Source organism: Malaciobacter pacificus (assembly GCF_004214795.1).
Taxonomy (GTDB): Bacteria; Campylobacterota; Campylobacteria; order Campylobacterales; family Arcobacteraceae; genus Malaciobacter_A; species Malaciobacter_A pacificus.
In genome coordinates, this window is sequence record NZ_CP035928.1 from 940845 (window position 1) to 962699 (window position 21855).

The 21855-nt window shown below is 29.3% G+C and carries 20 protein-coding genes, 1 tRNA gene and 1 pseudogene; 12 read left to right on the plus strand and 10 right to left on the minus strand.

The window, feature by feature from the left end:
• Nucleotides 1-7: 7 nt before the first annotated feature.
• The 3 genes and pseudogenes from APAC_RS04810 to selA all read right to left on the minus strand — a co-directional run bounded on the left by APAC_RS04810 (nucleotide 8) and on the right by selA (nucleotide 4039).
• Nucleotides 8-889, minus strand: a pseudogene (locus APAC_RS04810) (HDOD domain-containing protein).
• A complete protein-coding gene (gene selB, locus APAC_RS04820) occupies nucleotides 861-2693 on the minus strand; it encodes a selenocysteine-specific translation elongation factor (protein WP_130233043.1) in 1833 nt (610 codons plus the stop codon). The pseudogene APAC_RS04810 and the gene selB overlap by 29 nt, the downstream one beginning before the upstream one ends.
• Entirely contained in the window at nucleotides 2693-4039 is a 1347-nt protein-coding gene (gene selA, locus APAC_RS04825; protein ID WP_130233044.1) for an L-seryl-tRNA(Sec) selenium transferase, read from the minus strand. The genes selB and selA overlap by 1 nt, the downstream gene beginning before the upstream one ends.
• Nucleotides 4040-4094: 55 nt before the next feature.
• Between selA and APAC_RS04830 the strand changes: the two genes are divergently transcribed.
• Both APAC_RS04830 and APAC_RS04835 read left to right on the plus strand, forming a co-directional pair.
• Nucleotides 4095-4193, plus strand: a tRNA-Sec gene (locus APAC_RS04830).
• A 182-nt stretch (nucleotides 4194-4375) separates the two neighbouring features.
• Entirely contained in the window at nucleotides 4376-4807 is a 432-nt protein-coding gene (locus tag APAC_RS04835) for a hypothetical protein (protein ID WP_130233045.1), read from the plus strand.
• 2 nt (nucleotides 4808-4809) lie between these two features.
• Here APAC_RS04835 and APAC_RS13515 read toward each other — a convergent pair whose 3' ends face one another.
• Nucleotides 4810-4968, minus strand: coding sequence for a DbpA RNA binding domain-containing protein (locus APAC_RS13515; protein WP_371868584.1), 159 nt, complete (start codon nucleotides 4966-4968; stop codon nucleotides 4810-4812).
• A gap of 100 nt (nucleotides 4969-5068) precedes the next feature.
• Between APAC_RS13515 and APAC_RS04845 the strand changes: the two genes are divergently transcribed.
• On the plus strand, nucleotides 5069-5491 hold the full coding sequence (locus tag APAC_RS04845) for a putative toxin-antitoxin system toxin component, PIN family (protein ID WP_130233047.1): 423 nt from the start codon (nucleotides 5069-5071) through the stop codon (nucleotides 5489-5491).
• 8 nt (nucleotides 5492-5499) lie between these two features.
• A complete protein-coding gene (locus APAC_RS04850) occupies nucleotides 5500-5721 on the plus strand; it encodes a CopG family transcriptional regulator (RefSeq protein WP_130233048.1) in 222 nt (73 codons plus the stop codon).
• A 95-nt stretch (nucleotides 5722-5816) separates the two neighbouring features.
• Here the strand turns inward: APAC_RS04850 and dbpA are convergent, their stop codons facing one another.
• The 3 genes from dbpA to selD form a co-directional block, all read right to left on the minus strand.
• Nucleotides 5817-7181, minus strand: coding sequence for an ATP-dependent RNA helicase DbpA (dbpA, locus tag APAC_RS04855; protein ID WP_130233049.1), 1365 nt, complete (start codon nucleotides 7179-7181; stop codon nucleotides 5817-5819).
• A gap of 51 nt (nucleotides 7182-7232) precedes the next feature.
• Entirely contained in the window at nucleotides 7233-7940 is a 708-nt protein-coding gene (locus tag APAC_RS04860; RefSeq protein WP_130233050.1) for a glutamine amidotransferase, read from the minus strand.
• Nucleotides 7941-8090: 150 nt separating this feature from the next.
• On the minus strand, nucleotides 8091-9125 hold the full coding sequence (selD, locus tag APAC_RS04865) for a selenide, water dikinase SelD (RefSeq protein WP_130233051.1): 1035 nt from the start codon (nucleotides 9123-9125) through the stop codon (nucleotides 8091-8093).
• Between the two features lie 217 nt (nucleotides 9126-9342).
• Here selD and APAC_RS04870 point away from each other — a divergent pair, with 217 nt between their 5' ends.
• Nucleotides 9343-10437: a transglutaminase family protein gene (locus tag APAC_RS04870; protein WP_130233052.1), complete on the plus strand. Its 1095-nt coding sequence runs from the start codon at nucleotides 9343-9345 to the stop codon at nucleotides 10435-10437.
• 327 nt (nucleotides 10438-10764) lie between these two features.
• The gene (locus tag APAC_RS04880; protein WP_130233054.1) at nucleotides 10765-11046 is read left to right on the plus strand and encodes a heavy-metal-associated domain-containing protein; all 282 of its coding nucleotides are present in this window, start codon (nucleotides 10765-10767) and stop codon (nucleotides 11044-11046) included.
• Nucleotide 11047: 1 nt separating this feature from the next.
• On the opposite strand, the gene APAC_RS04885 is transcribed toward APAC_RS04880, so the two are convergent.
• Genes APAC_RS04885 through APAC_RS04895 form a run of 3 tightly spaced genes read right to left on the minus strand, consistent with a single transcriptional unit; the run spans nucleotide 11048 to nucleotide 14427 of the window.
• Nucleotides 11048-11710 (minus strand): response regulator, encoded by a 663-nt coding sequence (locus APAC_RS04885; RefSeq protein WP_130233055.1) that lies wholly within the window; start codon nucleotides 11708-11710, stop codon nucleotides 11048-11050.
• Nucleotides 11700-13286: a sensor histidine kinase gene (locus tag APAC_RS04890; RefSeq protein ID WP_130233056.1), complete on the minus strand. Its 1587-nt coding sequence runs from the start codon at nucleotides 13284-13286 to the stop codon at nucleotides 11700-11702. Before APAC_RS04890 ends, APAC_RS04885 begins: the two co-directional genes overlap by 11 nt.
• Entirely contained in the window at nucleotides 13276-14427 is a 1152-nt protein-coding gene (locus APAC_RS04895; protein WP_130233057.1) for an ABC transporter substrate-binding protein, read from the minus strand. The genes APAC_RS04890 and APAC_RS04895 overlap by 11 nt, the downstream gene beginning before the upstream one ends.
• A 163-nt stretch (nucleotides 14428-14590) precedes the next feature.
• Between APAC_RS04895 and APAC_RS04900 the strand changes: the two genes are divergently transcribed.
• The 6 genes from APAC_RS04900 (at nucleotide 14591) to APAC_RS04930 (ending at nucleotide 21795) form a co-directional block, all read left to right on the plus strand.
• Nucleotides 14591-16288 carry a 4Fe-4S binding protein gene (locus APAC_RS04900; RefSeq protein ID WP_130233058.1) on the plus strand — a complete coding sequence of 566 codons (1698 nt, stop codon included), beginning with the start codon at nucleotides 14591-14593 and terminating at the stop codon, nucleotides 16286-16288.
• Entirely contained in the window at nucleotides 16278-17057 is a 780-nt protein-coding gene (locus APAC_RS04905; protein ID WP_130233059.1) for a TorD/DmsD family molecular chaperone, read from the plus strand. The genes APAC_RS04900 and APAC_RS04905 overlap by 11 nt, the downstream gene beginning before the upstream one ends.
• A gap of 98 nt (nucleotides 17058-17155) precedes the next feature.
• Nucleotides 17156-17365 (plus strand): Tat pathway signal protein, encoded by a 210-nt coding sequence (locus APAC_RS04910; protein WP_130233060.1) that lies wholly within the window; start codon nucleotides 17156-17158, stop codon nucleotides 17363-17365.
• A 16-nt stretch (nucleotides 17366-17381) separates the two neighbouring features.
• Nucleotides 17382-20213, plus strand: coding sequence for a formate dehydrogenase subunit alpha (locus tag APAC_RS04920; protein ID WP_228255946.1), 2832 nt, complete (start codon nucleotides 17382-17384; stop codon nucleotides 20211-20213).
• A gap of 9 nt (nucleotides 20214-20222) precedes the next feature.
• The gene (gene fdh3B, locus APAC_RS04925; protein WP_188353757.1) at nucleotides 20223-20837 is read left to right on the plus strand and encodes a formate dehydrogenase FDH3 subunit beta; all 615 of its coding nucleotides are present in this window, start codon (nucleotides 20223-20225) and stop codon (nucleotides 20835-20837) included.
• On the plus strand, nucleotides 20827-21795 hold the full coding sequence (locus APAC_RS04930; RefSeq protein WP_228255947.1) for a cytochrome b/b6 domain-containing protein: 969 nt from the start codon (nucleotides 20827-20829) through the stop codon (nucleotides 21793-21795). Before fdh3B ends, APAC_RS04930 begins: the two co-directional genes overlap by 11 nt.
• Nucleotides 21796-21855: the final 60 nt, after the last annotated feature.

A 21855-nucleotide genomic window follows, 5' to 3' on the forward strand; every position in this document is an offset into this window, starting at 1 on the left:
CTTTATTTTAAGAGTCTAAAGCTCTATCTTCTAGTATTTTGATAGCATCTTTTAGGTATTTAGTATCTAGATTATACTCTGAAGCTTTATTTAACGCTTTATTAATAATCTCTTCATTTAGAGGTTTATAGGGATTACAAATAATCTTTATAATATTTAAGATTTTTGCTTTTTCTAAATATTTCTCATCACAGTTTTCAATATCATCAACATATTTAATTAAATCAATAAAATTCTCATCTAGTTTCCAGTGTTTGAAGATTAAAGCAGACATTTCTGCAGTCGTAATTCCCATAATATCTTTTTCTATTTGATTGATATTTTTACCTGATTCAAGCTCTTCTTGGAATTGTTCAACTAAGTCTTTTTCAATAATTAGCTCTGATAATATTATTTTCCCCATAGTTTGTAAAAGTGCAGGTAGTATTAGCTCATCTCTTAATTCAGGATTAGTTTTATTTATCCAAAGATTAACTAGATTTACAGATAATATGTTACTCTCTTTTAAATCTTCTGTAGTTATATTATACGGCTTTAAATCACCTACCAAAATATTTTGAACAGATTCACTTATAGCTACATATAAAGTAAATTTTACACCAAGAAGGTTGATTAGTCTTTTTATTGTCTCTACTTAAGATTTAAAACCAAACATTGCAGAGTTTGCAACTTTTAACAAAGTACTTACTAAAAATGCATCTTTTTCTAGTATTTCTACAAGCTCTTCAACTTCTTGGTTATCTTTTCTTCTAAAATCTTCTATTTTCGTAATTGATTCAGGTAATGGAGGTAGTGAATCAATTTTTTTAATTATATCATCAGTCAAATATTTCCTTTTAACTTGTACAGTATGTATATAATTATATGATAAAGTATCTTTTATTTCCAATTTTTTTAATATCTGAAAAATTATCTAAATAGTCTAAATAAGATATCAGATATTTTCTACTTAACTCAACTCTTTTTTTGAAATTTGAAATTTCTATATATCCATCTTCTTTTATAATCTCTCTCATAATTTTAATGACTTTATTAAGACTTTCACCATGAATAAAAAGATTGTGTTGTAGTCTTACGACTTGTTTATTTGAAGTTAGTGATTTAAGTATAGTATCACCAAGTTTTCTATCTATATCTAAATCATCATAGATATTATAAGGTGCAGTTGGTTCTATATCTTCTTTTTTTAATCTATTTAGAACTATATCTTTTAAATCTTTTTTTATATCTTGTTTTAAATTTGCACTTTTATACAAACTATCTTCTGCTATTAAGAACTTTTCTTTAATTAATTCATTTAAAACTGATTGTATGAAGTTTATACTTGCCCATTTTAATCTAAGATTTATAGATGCACTTGAAAGTAGGGCGTATTGATTTTTTGTATAGATATTTTTGATGAAGTCTTTTACTTCATCTTGTGTTTTTAGTGGATAAATTACTAAGTCTTTTTCATCAATAAATACATTATCAAGTTTATTTGCAAACTCTATAGCTTGGCTATGACTAAGAGCAAATCTTTGAGTTGATGAAATGATTCCAAGACCTTTTTTATGTACTTCTAGTAAGACTTTATAAGCACTTACAAAATCATTTTTATCTAAAGCTTCCAAAAGTGATTTTTTCTGTGGTTTTTTCATAGGGTCAATTACTGGATTTAAAACTTTTCCACCACATATAGTGTCATTTCCACTTCTTAAAATCACTTTTTCGCCAAAAATTGTATATAACTTTTCATCTGCTTTTAGTGTAGCATAACCAGTTTCTTTATCTTGTGTTCCATCAAAAAGTAGAGTTTTTACTTCAACTTTTTTTGCACCTATAAAAAGTGAGTATGTTTGGTTGTGTTTTAGTTTTTTATCTTTTAGGCAAGTAAAGGCTATGTCTATACCATCAAAACCTCTGATATAACCTTTTTTAGTGATTAAGTCACCTTTTTTGATTTGGTTTATATTTACACCTTGAAGGTTTAGGGCTGCTCTATTGGAAATATTTGCTTCCATGACATTTTCATTGTGTACTTGGATGTTTTTAAGTTTTACTTCTTTTTGAATTTGAGCTATGTAAACTTTTTCATTTAGTTCACAAGCTTTTCCTAAAACAGTTCCTGTTACAACTGTACCTATACCTTTTGGAGAAAAAACTCTATCTACATAGTATCTAAAGAAGTTTTCTTCACTTTTTGTAGAGTTTTCTATGCTAAATAACTGCTCTTTTAAACTCACGATTGAACTTTCATCATATATTGAAACTGCACTTATAAACTTAATCTCAAAGTCAAATTCACTTAAAAACTTTTGGATAGTTTGTTTTTGAGTTTCTAACTCTTCAGAGCTTACTAAATCTTTTTTTGTGAGAACTACAATAATCTCTTTTAGTCCTAGTAAATTTATGATTTGGATATGCTCTATTGTTTGGGGTTTTATTCCCTCTGCTGCACTAACAACTAACATCACATAATCAAATCCAAAAGCTCCTGCAATCATATTTTTCACTAACTTTTCATGTCCTGGGACATCTATGAAAGCTATGTTTTGATTTGCTCTACTTAAGTTTGAAAAAGATAAATCTATTGTGATTCCTCTTTGTTTTTCTTCGTTTGTACTATCTCCTTCAAAACCATTTAAAGCTTTGATAAGTGCAGTTTTACCGTGGTCGATATGACCTGCTGTTCCGATGATGATATTTGACATTAGTTAAATACCTCACAAAGGATAGTTGATAGTTTACTTGCATCATCACTACTTATACTTCTAAAGTCTAGTAAGACTTTGTCATTTTCTATTCTTGCTATGATGTTGTTTTTTCTAAGTAGTTTTTCTAGTGCATTTGGTTTTAGATTTTTATACTCTAAACTAAGTGCCACCGATGGTATCTTTTTATTTGGAGTTGTTCCTCCTCCTACCATCGTACTTGTGTTTATAACTTCACATTTGCAAAGAGATTCAATGGCGTTTTTCACTTCATTAGCTCTTTGCTCTAAAGTTTTAACAGAAGTATTTAACATCTGTAAAGTTGGTATTGAGTCTAACTCATCTTTTAAGTTAGAGTTTAATGTATCTTCTAAAATAGCTAGAGTGATTTTATCAACTCTTAGCATTCTTAATAGTTGGTTTTTCTTGATTTTTTCTATTAGTTCTTTTTTACCTATTATGATACCTGCTTGTACACTTCCTAGAAGTTTATCCCCTGAGAAGCTTAGAAGCGATGGATTGTATTTCATAAGCTCTTTTATAGATGGCTCACCACTGCTTAGATTATATGGTAAATCTATCATATGACCACTTCCCATGTCGTAGTAATCTATCACACCATTTTCTTGTGCAGTTTTTACTATATCTTCAAAATCAACTTCACTACTAAAGCCTTCTATTGAGTAGTTTGATTTATGTACTTTCATCAGCATTGAAGTGTTTTCACTAATAGCATTTTCATAATCTCTTAGGTGAGTTTTATTTGTAGTTCCGATTTCTTTTAAGATTGCTCCACTTTGAGTCATCACTTCAGGAACTCTAAAACTTCCACCAATCTCCACAAGCTCCCCACGACTTACAACTGCTTCTTTTCCTTTGCAAAAAGTATTTAGTACTAAAAACACTGCACTTGCGTTGTTGTTTACTACTATGGAATCTTCACATCCAGTTAGGGCTTGAAGTGTTTTTACTATGTGTGAGTATCGCTCCCCTCGTTGTCCTTTTTCTAAGTCATATTCTAAGTTGTTGTATGATGTTGCTATATTTATAGCTTTGTTTAGAGAGTCTTTGTTTATAAGACTTCTTCCAAGATTTGTATGCACTATGATACCAGTTGCGTTTATCACTGTTTGAAGTGATGGAGAGATTTGTTTTTCGTACTCTTTTATGGTTTGTGATATAAGTAGGTTTTCATCTATTGTTTTTATGTTGTTATTCAAAATATCACTTCTAAGATTTTGTATAATCTCTTTTGAGATTTTTGTAATAAGTGATTTTGAATATCCATCAAAAGCTTTGTTATTGATAAACTTATCAATCTTAGGAATGGATTTTAGTAAAGTCATTTTGACCCTTTTATAAGATTTTAAAATGTTTTAATGTAAGATTTGATTCTCAAGTGGGAGATAAGTGTACCTGGTGGGCACCACAGGCTTCAACCCTGATTGACGGTTTTGCTGACAAAGCCGTGGGAGGTTCGATTCCTTCATCTTCTCGCCATTTGTTTCTTACATATTTTAAAATATTTTATCTAAAATCTTATTTTATGACTCTTAATAAAATGGTAAAAAAAGTTTTACTATCTTGTTTTGTGGAAAATTTATGACTTAATAGATAAATGAGTCATTTTTGAGTCATTGTTATTGTAAAATATCTAAATTTTAAAAGTAGGAGTAACTAAAATGAAAAAATATTTATTTATGATTTCTTTAGTTTTTATTATCACAGGTTGTACTTCAGTTGGGCAGTTTCAAATACCAACTAAAAGTGTAAAAACTCAAAACGTGGCTTTAAAAAAAGGTCAAAATTGGCAAGGTGCATATAAATGTGCACAAGGTAATACAGCATTAAATCTTCAAATTACTAATGTAAATGAAAATAATATAAATGCATTATTCTTTTTCAATTATGCAAATGTGAAAAAGGGCGTTTTTAAATTAGTTGGAAATTATGATGAAGTTTCAGGAAAATTAGTTTTTGAACCAAGAGAATGGATTCAAAGACCAAGTGGATATAGAACTGTAAGTATGGATGGTTTTGTAAAAGGTGACATATATTATGGAAAAATTACAACAGCAGGTTGTAGTAACTTTCAAGTAAAACTAGTTGACTAGTTTTACTTCTCAAAAACTCTAAAATACTTACCTTTAATCTTATTCTTGCTAAGTCCATTTAGGGCTTTATCTAGATACTGTTTTTCAACTGCTACATAAGAGCAAAAGTCCATAGAGTTTATCTTTCCTATAGCATCTTTTGGAAGTTCTATTCTAGTAATTTAGAGTATCACTAACTTTTAAATACTAATCCTCAGTGCCATATGTATTGGACTAATACATTTTCTTGATTTTTACAGTAATATCATATATAATATCACTATGAAAATAGTTTTAGATACAAATGTCTTAGTCTCAGCACTTTTTTCTCAAAATGGTTCATCAAATAAAGTTTTGATTTGGCTTTTTGAAAATAGCAAAAAAGTAAATGTTATATCAAATACATTAGTTAGTGAATATACTGATGTATTACTAAGAGAAGAAAATTTAAAACAATATGCAAATTTATCTAAAGCAGATATTGAAATGTTTTTGGATGATATTTGTTTGATTTCATATCATCAAAACATAAATTTTTTATGGAGACCTTTTTTAAAGGACATAAAAGATGATATGGTTTTAGAAGTTGCATTTAATTCTAGTGCAAATTATATAGTTACAAATAATACTAAAGATTTTAAAAATGTAGAGAAAAACTTTAATATTAAAGTTGTAACTACAAAAGAATTTTTAGAAATTATATAGGAGTAGAAATGAATTATTCTCTTAGAATTCCAGATTATTATAAGGAAGAATTAGAAAATTTAAAAGGTAATACATCTATGAATCAATTCATAGTAAATGCTATTGCAGAAAAAATTTCTGCACTTAAGACTGTTTCTGAGTTAGAAAAAAGAGCAAAAAAAGGTTCAAGAGAACACGCTTTAAAAATATTGAGAAATGCTCCCGATGTAGAAGCAAAAGAAGATAATTAGACTTTATCTTAAATCGTGATAGAGGAATCGCAAACATACCTATATGGTGAGAGTCAGAGTGGTGACTAAAGTTGTTTGTCCTCTATCCTCTTTTTTTATTTCTCAAAAACTCTAAAATACTTACCTTTAATCTTATTCTTGCTAAGTCCATTTAGTGCTTTATCTAAATACTGTTTTTCAACTGCTACATAAGAGCAAAAGTCCATAGAGTTTATCTTTCCTATGGCATCTTTTGGAAGACCAATACTAGCAGTTAGAGCTCCTAGTATATCACCAGCTCTTAGTTTGTGTTTTTTCCCACCATTTATAAATATACTTCTATATTCACTATCAATTTTAAAATCAGGGTTATCGTGGATATTTTCTATATTATCTTCAATAATATCATCAAAACACTCTTTTAGGTCTTGCACTTTATCGTCATCATCTTGAGTATAAAGTGAGATTGCAACTCCACCTTTTCCTGCTCTTGCAGTACGTCCTATTCTATGTGTGTGTACTTTTTCATCCCTTGCTAAATCATAGTTGATGACTAAGTCTATATCATCTATATGAAGTCCTCTTGAGGCTACATCTGTTGCTATTAGTATCGGGTATGATTTGTTTGCAAAGATTGTGATGATTTCATCTCTATCACGCTGTTCTAAATCAGAGTGAAGTGTAAGTACATCAAGTCCAAGCTTATCTAAATCATCAGCTAGTTCATCACACTTGATTTTCATATTACAAAATATCAGCGTAGTTTTTGCAGCATTTGAAGAGATGATTGAAGGTATTAGTGATGTTTTTATACTCTCATCACACTCATAAAACTTTTGAGTGATTTTTACTTTTTGTTCATCTTCAATTTCTACAAAAGTAGGGCTGTTTAGTATGTCGTTTGCTAGTTTTTCGATATTTTCTTCATAAGTTGCTGAAAATAGCATAGATTGTCTATTTTTAGGAAGTGCATCTATGATTTTACTAATATCTTCATAAAATCCCATATCAAGCATCTTATCAGCTTCATCTAGTACTAGTGTGTTTAGATTTTCAAAGTTGATATTATCTTCATCAATGTGTTTTAAAACTCTCCCTGGAGTTCCTACTATGATATGAGCACCATGATATAGTGAAGCAACTTGAGGTTTAAAAGGAACTCCACCTGTAAGAGTTAAAACTTTTACATTGTGAATATGTCTTGATAGTTTTCTAATCTCTAGTGCGATTTGATTTGCTAACTCTCTTGTTGGAGCTAATACTAGTGATTGGATTTTAAACTTTTTAACATCAAGTTTATTAACAAGAGGTATTCCAAAGGCTACAGTTTTACCAGAACCAGTCTTAGCTTTTGCTACCACGTCTTTGTTTTGTAAAGCTATTGGTAGTGATAGCTCTTGAATCTTTGTCATCTCTTTGAAGTTTAGAGATTGAAGATTTTTTAAAAAGCTATCTTCTAAGCCAAGTTTATTAAAATCCAAGTATTGCCTTTACTTTTTAATAGATATTATAGTGGTTTATCTTTTAAAAGCTTATTTTAGTAACTTAACAAACCTCTGTAATAACTGATTTGAATAACTAGTTTCGTTAACTTTTTCTAAAAGTTCATCTATATTGAAACCAAAGGTGATTAGTTCATTTTTTTGTTCTTCAATATAAGATTTCATAATATTTGAATTAAATTCAGGATGAAACTGAACTCCCCAAATTAAATTTGTAAATCTAACAATTTGGTGTTTGTCATGATCATTAAAACCTAATACTTTTGAACCTTTTGGTAGTTGTAATACACTTTGCATATGAGTTACATTTGCAAAAAAAGTATCGGGCATATTATTAAAAAGTAAGTCGTTTTCAATTTCCTTAGTTTTACAAATATAAACTGTACCTATTTCTTTTCCATTTGGATTATTTTGAACTACTCCCCCTAATGCTTTAGCTATTAATTGATGCCCATAACAAATTCCAAGAATAGGAATATCTTTTAGTGAAGCCTTTCTAATCCATTCTTCAGTATCTAAACTCCATTTTAAATTATCAGTAACCATAGCATGAGAACCAGTAATAATTACTCCTAAAGTATTATCAAAGTCAGGTAGTTTTTGATTATTTATTATGTCAATAGTTTCTATTATTGAGTTTGTATAAATAAAGTTTTTAATCCAATCATCAAAATCACCTAAAGTCTCTTTTGTATTTGCAAATGTATTTCCTACTTTAAAAATATAAAGTTTTTTCATCATATTCCTTTAGAAGTTTTTAAATTTTTGGAATTATAAGTTTATCATATGAAGAATATTTGTATTTAAATTTTTGTATATTTTTTACGGTTTTAAGATTGTATTAATTAAGTGATGTCTGATTTTTAATCAAGGAAGTAAAAAACTTCCTTAATGTATTATAATAGGTGTAGCACCTCTAGGGATTACTTCCCCAATAATTGAAGCATAACCATAAGTTAAGTCTTCCACTTCTTTTATGTACTCTTTTGCATCATTTGCATCCATAGCTATTAAAAGTCCTCCTGATGTTTGAGCATCACAGTACATAGTATAACAATCACTCGTAGGACACATGATAGTAGTTTTATCTTTTAGGTGTTTCATATTCTTTTTTGTTCCACCTGGGATTACACCTTCATCTGCTAGGTTTTGAGCATCAGCCATCACTGGAACATGACCGCAATTAATAGCAAATGATGTGAAATCATTTGTACACTCTAAAGCATGCCCAAGAAGTCCAAATCCTGTGATATCTGTACAAGAACTTATATCATACTTTCTAAGAAGTTTTGATGGTATGTAGTTTAGTGTTTCCATAACTTTTACTGCTTCATTTTTCGTAGATTCATTTAATAAATCACGTTTTATAGCAGTAGTTAAAACACCCATTCCAACAGGTTTTGTAAGAACTAATACATGTCCTATTTTTGCAGTATTATTTCTATATATTTTATTAGGATGAACAAGCCCACTAACTGAAAGTCCATAAAACATCTCAGGTGCTTCAATAGTGTGTCCACCCATTAGCAGACCTCCACACTCTTGAATCTTTTCATTTCCACCTCGAAGCATCTCTTTTAATACTTCTGTTCCATGGTTAGCTCTATCAAATCCTACGATATTTAGGGCAGTCTTTACTGTTGCTCCCATAGCAAATATATCTGATAGTGAATTTGCAGCTGCAATTTTCCCATAAACATAGGGATCATCCACAACTGGCGTAATAAAATCAAGTGTTTGTACTAGTGCTTTTTCATCATCAAGTTTATAAACCGATGAGTCATCACTACTATCAAAACCTACAAGTATGTCATTGTCGCATGGTACTAAGCTAATAATACTTTGTTTAAGATCACCCGGACCCAATTTAGCAGCTCAACCAGCAGCTTTGACAAACTTGGTTAATTTATATTCGTCGTTCATTTATCTTCCTGTTTAATTGTCATAATATTATACAGAAACGAGATTTAAAGGCAGGTTAAGATAGGTAAAAAATATTTTACCTTTTAAGTATTGTTTTATTAAAGCTATTATAGTATTTCAAAATATTTAAGTTCATAGGCCATAGTTATGGCAGATATAAAGTATGACTTATTACTTTATCTCAAGTAGAACATTTTACTATTTTGAGGTTTACCTTATGGAAAGAAGAACATTTCTTAAAACTACATCTTTAGTTTGTAGTGCTGCTGTTATTGCACCTAATATTGCTTTAGCTAATACAAAAACTAATCCTTTTGGAATTAAAGAAGGATTTAGAAAATTCTCAATTACAAATAATTATGAATTACCCAAAAGTGATGAGTTAGCTCAAGTTTGGATACCAGTTCCATTAGATTCAGAGTATCAAAAACTAGTTGATATCAAATATGAAGGAAACTTTAGTGAAGCTAAAATTGTACAAAATGATTACGACACAAAAGTTTTATATGTAACTTGGAAAAAAGGAACTGAAAAACCAGTTGTAAATGTAACTTTTGATGTATTATCAAATCAAACATTTAAAGATTTATCAAAAGCTAAAAATGATACAAACTATTCAGCTGAAATAAAAAAATATTTAGAGCCAACAAAACATATTCCAGTTACAGAAAAAATCACTGCTTTAGCAAATGATATTACAAAAGATGCTAAAACTCCACTTGAAAAAGCACAAGCTATTTATGATTGGACAGTTACTACAATGTACAGAGATAACTCAGTTGTAGGTTGTGGTATTGGTGATGCTGGAAAATCTTTAGAAGAGAAGATTTATGGTGGAAAATGTACAGATATTAGTTCAGTATTTGTTGCACTTTTAAGAAATGCTGGAATTCCTTCTAGAGAAGTATTTGGAATTAGAGCAGGTAAATCTAAGATTTCTAAAGTTTGTGGAAAAGCTGATGATAATGGTTTTGCAAAAATTACTGGTGGTCAACACTGTAGAGCAGAATTCTTTATAGCTGGTCTTGGTTGGGTTCCTGCTGATCCTGCAGATGTTACAAAAGTAAGATTAGGTGAAGATTTAACTAATGAATCAGAAAAAACAATTCAAACTAAAAATTTCATGTTTGGTGCTTGGGAAATGAACTGGGTTGCATTTAACTATGCTAGAGATTTTGTATTAAATCCAAAACCAACTCAATACCCATTAAATATGTTAGGTTATCCATATGCAGAAATTGGAGAAGATGCACAAGACTATTATAATGCAAAAGCTTTTGCATATAGTTATACTTCTACTGAGAGAGCATGAGAAAAATAAACCTCCCAATAATCGGTGCAGTTTTTACTGCACTATTATCGACACTATGTTGTTTACCGGCTTTTTTATTTATATTCTTTGGAATTTCTAGTGGAGTTTTAACTTATTTTACTACATTAGAATATTTGAGAGTTCCTATGGCTATAGTGACTGTTGGGTTGTTTATATTTGCATTTATTACTCTTCGAAAAAAGATTTCTTGCGAATGCTCAAAGAAAGAAAAAACAAAACAATATTTGATTTTTTCTACTTTTTTTATTTTTTTATCTGGATTACTTTTTTATCCAGAAATTATACCTATGTTTATGGACTAATATTATGAAAATATTTTTATCACTTTTATTACTATCTTCTATTTTATTTGCAGAAAAAATTTCTATTTTCAAAGTTGAGGGGATGCACTGTCCTTTATGTACAACTGCTGTTAAAAAAGCTGTAAGAAAATTAGATGGAGTACAAAAAGCTAGTGCAAGATTAAATAACAAAGAAGTAAAAGTTATCTATGATGAAACAAAAGTTTCAATAAATGATATTTTAAAAGCAATAAAAACAACTTCATACGAAGGTATCGAAATATCTACAAACAATCATACAAAGTAGTTTAAATATTTTCTAAGGCACTTTCATTAAATCTATAAGTTTTATGTTGTGTTTTTACTAAGATCTCTTTTTGAGCTAATTCTTTAAAAAGTTTTATTAACGTTGGTTTTGATATAGAAAACTTTTCCATAATATCACTATATGAAGCGATAAATTGATTATCAACATCTAAATTATTTATAATGTATTTTACAATATCAACTTGCTTACTATCTGTTATAGCTGATATTGTTTTAATTACATTTTCATTTTTCCTTATCTCTTTTTCTTGAACTACTGGAAGCAAAACATCATGTAAACTATTTAATAGTTCTTTTATATTTATAGGCTTTACAATATAGTTTTCAACTTTTAATTTTATTGCTTCAAGTAAATAGTTGGTATCTGTGTGAGCTGTTGTCAAAATAGTAGGAATGTTTATATCTTTCTCTTTTAAATATTTTAAGAAATCAATTCCATTTTCATTTTCAAGTAATATATCAGATATAATTACATCGACTTTTTTATTTAATAAAACGTCTAAAGCCTCTTTAGTATTTTCAACAGAATAGATTTTATTCACAAAATCTTCTAAGACATCAGTTGTATGCTTTAATAAACTTTTATCATCCTCTAGATATAAAACATTAAAATTATGTAAAATATTTAAATCTTTATTGCTCATTTATTTCCTCGTTATTGTCATTTTCTATTGGTAGTTTTATAGTAAATAAAGTACATTTATAGTTTTTATCATTTTTAATTTTATGATTAATATTTTTACAAGAAATTGCACCATTCATATGTCTTTCAATAATCTGTTTTGACATATACAATCCAATACCTGTTCCAGCACTTTTATACTTTGTTGTATAATATGGCTCGAAAACTTTTGAAATAACCTCTTTAGGTATTCCTCCACCATTATCAATAATATTTATAATAGCTTCATTTTTGTATTTACTTACTACAATTTTTATAATTCTATCATTTTTGTCAACATTAGTAGCTAAAGCATCTTTTGAATTTGAGATAAGATTTAAAAAAACATGTGATAGCTCATTATAGTAACTATTTATTTTAATATCTTTTTTCATACTAAGTTCAATATGAATATTCTCTTTTGTTAATATATATTTTGAAAGTTCAATTGAGTGTTCGATGCATTTTCTTAAATCAAAACTGCTTTTTGATTTATCAGGATTGAAAAAGTTTTTAAAATCATCTAGTGTTGTTGACATATTATCTGCTAAAAGTAGGGCATCATTTACTTTATCTTCCACAAAATCATAAGTTAATTTTCCCATATTCATTTTAGTTTGGAAACTTTGAATAATCATCGTTATTGAACCAAGTGGCTGTCTCCATTGGTGGGCAATATTATTTAGCATTTCACCCATACTTGCAAGCTTTGCTTGTTGGGTCATTATCATATCTTTTTTTCTATTTTGAGCAACTTCTTTAGAAATTTTTATCTCTAAATAGTTATTTAGTTCTGTTAACTCTTTAGTTTTATCTTCAACTTTTTGCTCCAATGAATTGTGTAGTTTTTTAAAGTTGTTGATAATAAACAGTGTTAAGAAAATAGAGAATAAAAACACGAAGAAAATCGTTATAAATGAAAAAATGATAATAATATTAAAAATTTTATCAGTTTTCCTTTTTTCATTTAAAGCTATAGATAAATCATAGTTAATTAAACTTGTAATATAAATATTTAAACCATTTACTTGTAAATTTATCTCAGAAAAATATTTTTTAGAAGTGTCTAAACTATTTAAAATACTTTTGATAGTAATCATCTTTTTATCGATATTATTCATAATACTATCTTTCAAGATTTTATTTTCATTTGATGCTTGATTTTCTAACATAAATTTTTTGATAAAATTAGATATTAGATTATCTTGTTCTAAAATATTTATTTTTTTATAGTCATTCCAGTTTTTATTAATAAGTTGTTCACCTAATTGTAAAACCTCTTTTGCTTGTTTGTAAGATAGATTTTTATTCTCTAAGTCTTTTAGTGTTTCTTGAATGTTTACCTTGTAAGTATCTTTTATATTTTCTAGTTTTATAAGTGAAGTTGTTCTTTTATCAAATAAAACATCAAAATCTTGTTTGATTGTAAAAATAGATATTTGAAAAAGTATAATAATAGAAATCATACCCCCAGCTATAATAAAAACTAAAAAAGAGGTTTTATAAGAAAATTTTAGGTTGTCAAAATAACTTGTGATTTTATTAAAGCTATTTTTCATAATCTATCTCTTTAAATTTATTATCGTATTCAAACAAATATACTTTATTTAAAAGCTGATTGTTTTTATATTGTATATCTATACCATCAAATAAACTTTTATATGTAGTTTTTAAAGTAAGAACTAATTTATCTCTTGTTCTTTCTCCTTTAATTCTATTAAGTGAATTTACTAATACTTTTGCTGCTAAAAAAGCTTCAAGTGATATAAATCCTAACTCTTCATTTGGATAGTATTTTTTCATTAGTTTTTGATATTGTTTAATCTCTTCTATATTTGTATTGTCATAGTGAGGTACAACTTGAGAAAAAAGAAGATTTGATGTGTCTGAATTAAGTTTTTTCAACTCATTAATTGTAGCATTAGCATCTCCAAACGATATTGTACAAAAAAATGTATTTTTAAAATCATCATTCTCTTTTGCTTTTTTTATAAAAAGTGCATTAGCTCTATTAGCCCCAATAAGCATTATAACTTCAGGTTTGGCATCTTTTATCTCATTAAAAGCATGACTTATAGATAAGGTATTTCTTTTATATGTTCCCTCAGCACTTAAACTAAGTTTTCTTTTTTCTAAGGATTGAATTATAGATACATAACCTTCTTCACCATAATCATCATTTTGATAAAAAACTGCAAATTTAGTTAAGTTTTTCTTTTTATATAAGTATTCAATTATTGTTTCAATTTCATTTTGATATGAAGTTCTAAAATTAATTATATTTTCATTGCGAGTATCTCTTAAAAATGAAGCTCCAGTAAAAGGTGCAAAAAGAGGTATATGATTGTCTTCAAGAATTGGTAAAATTGATTTAACTGTTGGCGTTCCAACTAATCCAAAAAGAGCATAAATATCCTCTTTATAAACAAGTCTTTTTATATTTTCTTGAGTTAGTTCAGGTTCATATTTATCATCATAAGTGATAAATTTTATAGTTTTATCACCAAGTATTTTATTTTCATTAGCAAATTTAAAATAAGCATTTGCACCATTAACAACTGATTTCCCCCAATCTTTTGTAATACCTGTTTTAGGTAAGGAAGAACCAATTTTTATCTCTTTACTTGTGAAAACATCATCTTTAAAGTAATAAAAAAAGATTAGTAGTATGAATATTATTATAGGAACTCGTTTTAACATATAAAAGTTTACTCAATATTTACTATATTTTGAGTAAATACGTACAATATATTAAGCCAAATAAAAAATGGTAAATAATTTTTTATTATTTAAGTTCTGTTTAAAAAATATCCAAATAAAATAAGGTAAAATATCTTTTACCAAAAAAAGAAGGGCATAGTTTATGCAAGAGTTTATATATTATAATCCTAATGGGCTTGATTTCCCAATTAGTGAAGAGATTTTAGTTACTACAAATTTAAAAGAGATTGAAAACAAATCTTTTTTAATCTCTAATACAAATGAGATAAATAGTGAATTAACAGCAAGAGAAATTGATTTTTATATTAAAAATTCACAAGATACAATATCTCAAAAAATCCAAAATGTTTCAAAGCTTTATGAAATAGCTGCAACTAAGTATGATTTTTCTCAAGATATTTCATACGACCAAGAGGTTTCAAATCAGCTTTTACTAGTTACAAATCAAAAAGAACAGTATGATGAGTTTATCTCTTGTATTGATTCAAAAGATTTTGAATTATTCCATATAAATGAAGATATTATAAAAAGTATTGATGGACATATTGGAAATCTAACAGTTGTAGTTGATGATGAAGGAAAAGATGTAAAACTTCAAGTATCACAAATTGTTTGGTATAATGCAAAAATTGAAGGAATGAAACAAAGTGGATGCTTTGACCCAAATACTTTGACTCTTAGTGAAGTATTAAAAACTATCAAAGAAAATATTAACTCATATTCATACAAAAAAATCACAACTTATGATAAAACAATTTGTCAATATGACTCTAGAAGAGAAGTAATATGTTCAAAGTGTGAAGAAGTTTGTCCAAGTGTTGCTATTACAAAAGATGATGAAACTAAAACATTAACTTTTTCACAAATTGATTGTCATGGATGTGGTGGATGTATTTCTGTTTGTCCAAGTGGAGCATTAGAATATACTCCAACTTCAAGGGAGTCTATATATGAGATTAGTTTATTTTATAAAGAGACTCATCCTTTAATTATTCCTTCTAAAATGAATATTGAGAATTTAGATATTGAGTTAAAAGAGAATATTTTACCATTTGCAATTGATGGTGAAAAGTTCTTAGATGAAACTATGCTTTTAACTATTGCTCAATCTTCATCTTCTCAAATTATATTTTATACTGATTTTATCTCTAAAGGTACTGGCGATGCAATTAGAATTTTAAATGATATTTATCAAGCAAAATATGGAAAAGATGCCATTATTGTAGCTTCTAATAAAGAAGAGTTAATAGAGGCTATAAATGAAGTATCTTTTATAGAAACCTCATATTTTAACTTCAATCAAAGTGGTCTTAAAAAAAGAGAAGTTTTCTCACAAAGATTACAAAAAATAGTTGGTGATGAGAACTTAGGCGAGGTTAAAACAGGTGAACATGTTCACTATGGTTTAGTTAATGTGGATGCAAATAAATGTACTTTATGTTTAGTTTGTGTTGGTGCTTGTAATGTTGATGCACTGCAAGCTGATGCAAAAGATAATACTTTAAGATTAAATCCATCTTTATGTACTTCATGTGGATATTGTGAAGTTTCTTGTCCTGAAAGTGATTGTTTAACTATTGATAGAGATGTAATCAAATTAGAGCCTATGTGGTTTAAAGAAAATATCTTAGCTCAAGATACTTTATTTGCTTGTGTTGAGTGTGGGAAAGAGTTTGCAACTACAAAATCTGTTCAAAAAATTGCTTCAATTATGGCTCCAATATTTGCAAGTGATCCAGTAAAAGAAAGAAGTCTTTACTGTTGTGCTGACTGTAAGCCAAAAATTATGATGCAAAACTATTATGATAAAAAAATACAAGGGGATACAAATGCAAGATAATCAAGCAATAAATAAAGCAAGAGCACTTTATTACAATTTATTTGCAAATTTTTTTGTTTTATCTAAAGAGACTCAAAACTATTTAGAACTTAGAGATTTAATCTCAATTCTAAAAGAAAACCCTTTAGATAACTCTTCTGCTGGTGCATTAGAGAATCTATATGAATTATTAGACCCCACTTCAAATGCAACACTTATGCAAGAGTTTGATGATTTATTTCATAATCCAATTAATAAAAAAATTAGACTTACAGCTTCATATTATGATGAGGGTGTTGAATCAGGTAAAAAAAGAGTTGAGATGATTAATTTTGTGGGAAAAACAAAATTAAGAAGAAATGAAAAAAACTATTATGAATATGAAGATTCAGTTGGTTTTATTTTCTCACTTATGTCACATCTTTGTGACAATATCTCAAAAGGTGAAAAAGAGTATGAAAATACTGTTCACTGTATTTTTTCATCAGTTTTAAATGATTTTATTGATGAGGTAGCAAAAGAATTATATGAGCATAATAGTTCAAAGATTTTCAAAGAACTTATGGTTGTATTACACTCATTTATAGAGTTTGAAAGGCTATATTTAGAAGTTTCAAAACCAGCGCCAAAAGTAAAAGTTGAAAAAACATCTTGTGAGCTTGAAGAAATTAGTGAAGAAGAAAAGCAAAGACGTGCTAGAAATAAAGTATTAAAAGCAATGGGACCAAAGAAAACCCAAAATGAATCTTGTCCTATTGATATACATTATGATGTGGAGAGTGAGATTTAGTGTAGGAATTCCTACACTAAGAGATTTTATAAAGAGAGTTTAAACTTTTTTTATAAAGTCTCTATTTTAGGGGCTTATTTTCTATAAGGAGGTCAGTCGTGCAAAAGAGCAGAAGAGAATTTGCTAAGAAAACGGCAATAGTTACTGCTGGTGCGGCAGTAGCTGCAGGTACTAGTGTATTGGCTGCTACTGGTGAATCAGTACAAAGTGATTCAAATAATGGTGTTGTATTAGGGTCTTCTAGAAAAAAAGAGATTCTTTACAAAAAAACTGCGACTTGGGAAGAGTACTACAAGAACGCAAAATAAAAAGTAGGAGAAGCGTATGTCAGTAAACACATATGAAACTCTAAATGCAAAAGTAGGTAGACGGTCATTTATGAAAATGGCTGCTGTTGCTTCAGCATTTGGTGTGACATCAGCTTTTGCTAGTACTAACGCAACAAGAGAAGCTACTGAGGAAGAGATAAAAAATCCTTTCCCTGGTTCTAAGATGGTTAAGTCTATCTGTACGGCTTGTTCTGTTGGTTGTGGAGTTATGGCAGAAGTACAAAATGGTGTGTGGGTAAGACAAGAAGTTGCTCAAGATCACCCTGTATCACTTGGAGGGCACTGTTGTAAAGGTGCTGATATGATTGATATGGTTAGATCAGAAGTAAGAGTTAAACACCCGATGGTAAAAAAAGGTGGAAAATGGCAAAGAATTTCTTGGGATGAAGCGTTAGATAACATTGCTAATAAGCTTGAATCTTTAAGAAAAAATGAAGGGCCAGATGCCGCAATGTTTTTAGGGTCAGCGAAATTTAATACAGAGCAATCTTATTATTTTAGAAAATTCGCTGCAATGTTTGGAACTAATAATATAGATCATCAAGCTAGAATTTGACATAGCTCAACAGTTGCCGGTGTGGCAAATACATGGGGTTATGGTGCTATGACAAATTCTTTAGGGGATATTCAAAACACTAAAGCGATAATCATATTTGGTGCTAATCCAGCGGTTAATCACCCAGTTGGATTCCAACATTTCTTAAAAGCAAAAGAAAGAAATAATGCAAAAATCATTGTTGTAGATCCTAGATTTACAAAAACTGCTGCAAAAGCAGATTTATATGCACAAATTAGACCAGGTACTGATATCCCATTTATGTATGGAATGTTAAATATCATTTTTGAAAACGGTTGGGAAGACAAAGAATTCATCAATGATAGAGTTTATGGAATGGATGATATTAGAAAAGAAGCTAAAAATTGGCCTCTTGATAGAGTTGCAGATGTAACAGGTGTAAATGCAGATTTAATTATGCAAATCACTAAACTATATGCATCTTCAAATCCAGGAACTTTAGTATGGGCTATGGGTCTAACTCAACATAATAATGGTAGTTCGAATACAAGAATTGCTCCAATCGTACAACTTGCTCTTGGAAACATGGGTAAAGAAGGTGGTGGAACAAATATCTTAAGAGGACATGATAATGTTCAAGGTGCAACAGATATGTGTTGTTTATCTCATTCATTACCAGGTTATTATGGACTAGCAGATGGTTCATGGAAATATTTTGCAAAAATGTGGAATGTTGATTATGAATGGTTAAAAGGAAGATTCAAATCTCCTGAATGGATGAATAAAAAGGGATTTACACTAGCTAGATGGTGGGCTGGAGTTCTTGGTGGAAAGCCAGGTGAAGATGCAATTCATAATGCTGGAACAAACTTAAAAGCTTTATTTGTTATGGCAAATGGTATTACATCAATTGCACAACAAAAGAAAGTAAAAGAAGCACTTGATAACTTAGAGTTAGCAGTATTTGTAGACCCATTTGTAAATGAAGGTGCTATTTTAACAGATAAGCAAGATGATGTTTATATTTTACCAGCGGCAACTCAATTTGAAACTAGTGGTTCAGTTACAGCAACAAATAGATCTGCTCAGTGGAGAGATAAAATTATTGAGCCAATGTATGAGTCAAAAACTGACCATGACATTATGTTTGAATTAGCAAAAAGACTTGGTTTCTATGATCAATTAACAGCAGGTATGTTAGTTAGAGAAAACAAAAAAGAGTTTACTTGGCCTGAAGATGCAACAGATGAAATTGCAAGAACGATTAAAACAATTGGTTTAACTGGTTGGACGGCTGAAAGATTAAAAAAACATCAGAAAAACTGGCACATGTTTGATGAAGTATCTATGAGAGGATATGGAGAAATGGCTGGTGAGTACTATGGTTTACCATGGCCTTGTTGGACTGAAGCTCATAGTGGATCTCCTATTTTGTATAACATCAACAGAAAAGTATCTGAAGGTGGTATGGGATTCAGAAATAGATTTGGATTAGAGCACGATGGTGTTTCTCAATTAGCTGCTAAGGGAAGTGCTCCAAAAGGAAGTGCTAATCCAGATGGTTATCCTGAGATTACTAGAGACAATATCGAAGAAGTTTTAGGAATCAAGTTAACTGAAGAAGAGAAAAAGAAAATAGGTAAAAACTGGAAAGTTGATACATCAAATATTATTGCTGAAAAATGTATGGAAAGAGGAATTGCTCCTTATGGAAATGCTAGAGCTAGAGCTAAAGTTTGGACATTTGCAGACCCAATTCCATTACATAGAGAGCCATTACACTCTCCAAGAACAGATTTAGTTAAACAGTACCCATCGTTTGCTGATAAAAAAGATCACTATAGAGTTGATACTAGATATGTGTCTGAGCAAACTGCACAAGATTGGGCAAAAGACTTCCCTGTTAACTTAGTTACAGGAAGACTTGTAAATATGAATGGTGCTGGTATTGAAAATAGAGCTAGTAAATATCTAGCTAAATTAACACCTGAAATGTTCTGTGATATTAATCCTGAACTTGCAGGAAGACATGGTATTAGAGATGGTGCTTGGATGTGGATTCACTCACCTGAAGGTAATAAGATTAAAGTAAAAGCTAAGTATTCACATAGTGTATCAGAAGATAGAGTATTCCTACCATTCCACTTTGCTGGATTTATGGAAGGTGAGGATTTAACTCATAAGTTCCCAGATGGTACAAAACCTTATGCATCAGGTGAGAGTGCAAATACAGTAACTAACTATGGTTACGATATTGTTACTCAAATCCCTGAAACAAAAGGTGGATTATGTAGAATTGAGCGAGCATAGGAGAGCAATATGAGTAATAATAAAATCGATTTTTCAAGAATGAAATTTTATTGCGATGAAAACAGATGTATTCATTGTGATGGTTGTTCTGTTGCTTGTGCTGAAGCTCACGAGTTACCAGTTGAAATCTCTAGAAGAAAAGTAATTACAATTAATGAAGGTAAACAAGGGCAAGAGTTCTCTATGTCAGTTGCGTGTATGCACTGTACAGATGCTCCTTGTGAACAAGTTTGTCCTGTTGATTGTTTTTATATTAGAGAAGATGGAATTGTATTGCATGATAAAGATAAGTGTATTGGTTGTTCATACTGTTTATACGCTTGTCCTTTTGGTGCGCCACAATTCCCTAAAGATGGTGCCTTTGGTACTAAAGGTGTTATGGACAAATGTACAATGTGTGCAGGTGGTCCAGATGAGACAAATAGTGAGCATGAAAGAGAATTATACGGGCAAAATAGAATTGCTGAAGGTAAAGTTCCTGTTTGTGCAGCTATGTGTTCTACTAAAGCTCTATTAGTTGGAGATTCTGAATCTATATCAAATATTTATAGAGAAAGAGTATTATCATTTGGTCATGGTGTTCAATCTATGCCTTATGGATGGGATAAAGCATATGGAAAATAAAAGTTTTCTTAGCGAATATAAAGCCTACATTATTGTAGGTCTTTTATTCGTATTATTAACTTATTGGTATTTTTGGTTAGCAACGATTGCAGATATAAATTATGTATATCAGTTTTTATTGCAAGTTCTTCAAGGTAACATTACAGGGCAAGTGGTTCCTTATGAGAGTTTAACTCACTATCAACAAATGGAGGTTTCTTTATTTGGTCCTCAATACGACACTATAGCTCCTGAAGTTATTAGAGCCTTTGAAGAGAGACAACACCTACTACCAATAGTTTTTACTGTGGAATTTTTTATCTTTTTAACAATGTTTATTGTTGCAAAGGGTAGGAAACAAGCACAAATTACAAAAGAAAACGAAAAAGTACAAGTTTATTCTCTTTTCCAAAGAGTTGTAATCTTGTTAAATATTGTAATTATGATTTATCTATTTATAACAGGTTTTTCAATTACATTTGGTAACTGGACAGGTGGTGGAATAATTGCTAGATATATGAGAGCAACTCATGAAGTTGTAGGAGTTGCTTGGATCCCTGTATGGGCAATTATGACAATTATTGCATTTAAAGACCATAAATATTTTATTAGACCAAGTTCTAAGATTTGGAATAAAATTTTCCTAAGAGGAAAATATAAGCATATGGATAGAATCAACTACTATATGTATGTTGCATTTGGTTCATTATTAGTGTTAAGTGGATTTATAATTTGGTTTATGTTTCCAGATTATCAAACACATGCACAAACTATTCAGTTTAAAAGATTTATTCTTTTTATTCACTTTATGGGTAGTGCAATTATTTCATTCTTTACATTTGAGACAGTATATTCATATTTTGTGTCAGTAAAAGGATACCTTCCAGGTGTTATAACTGGAAAGTTACCACTTGAGTATTTAGAACAATTAAGACCGGATGTTTTAGAAGAAGATAAAGATTTAATTAAAAAAGCATAACGGATATTTCCGTTAGCTTTTTTTAAAATATTTTAAATATGCAAAATTAGCATATTAAAG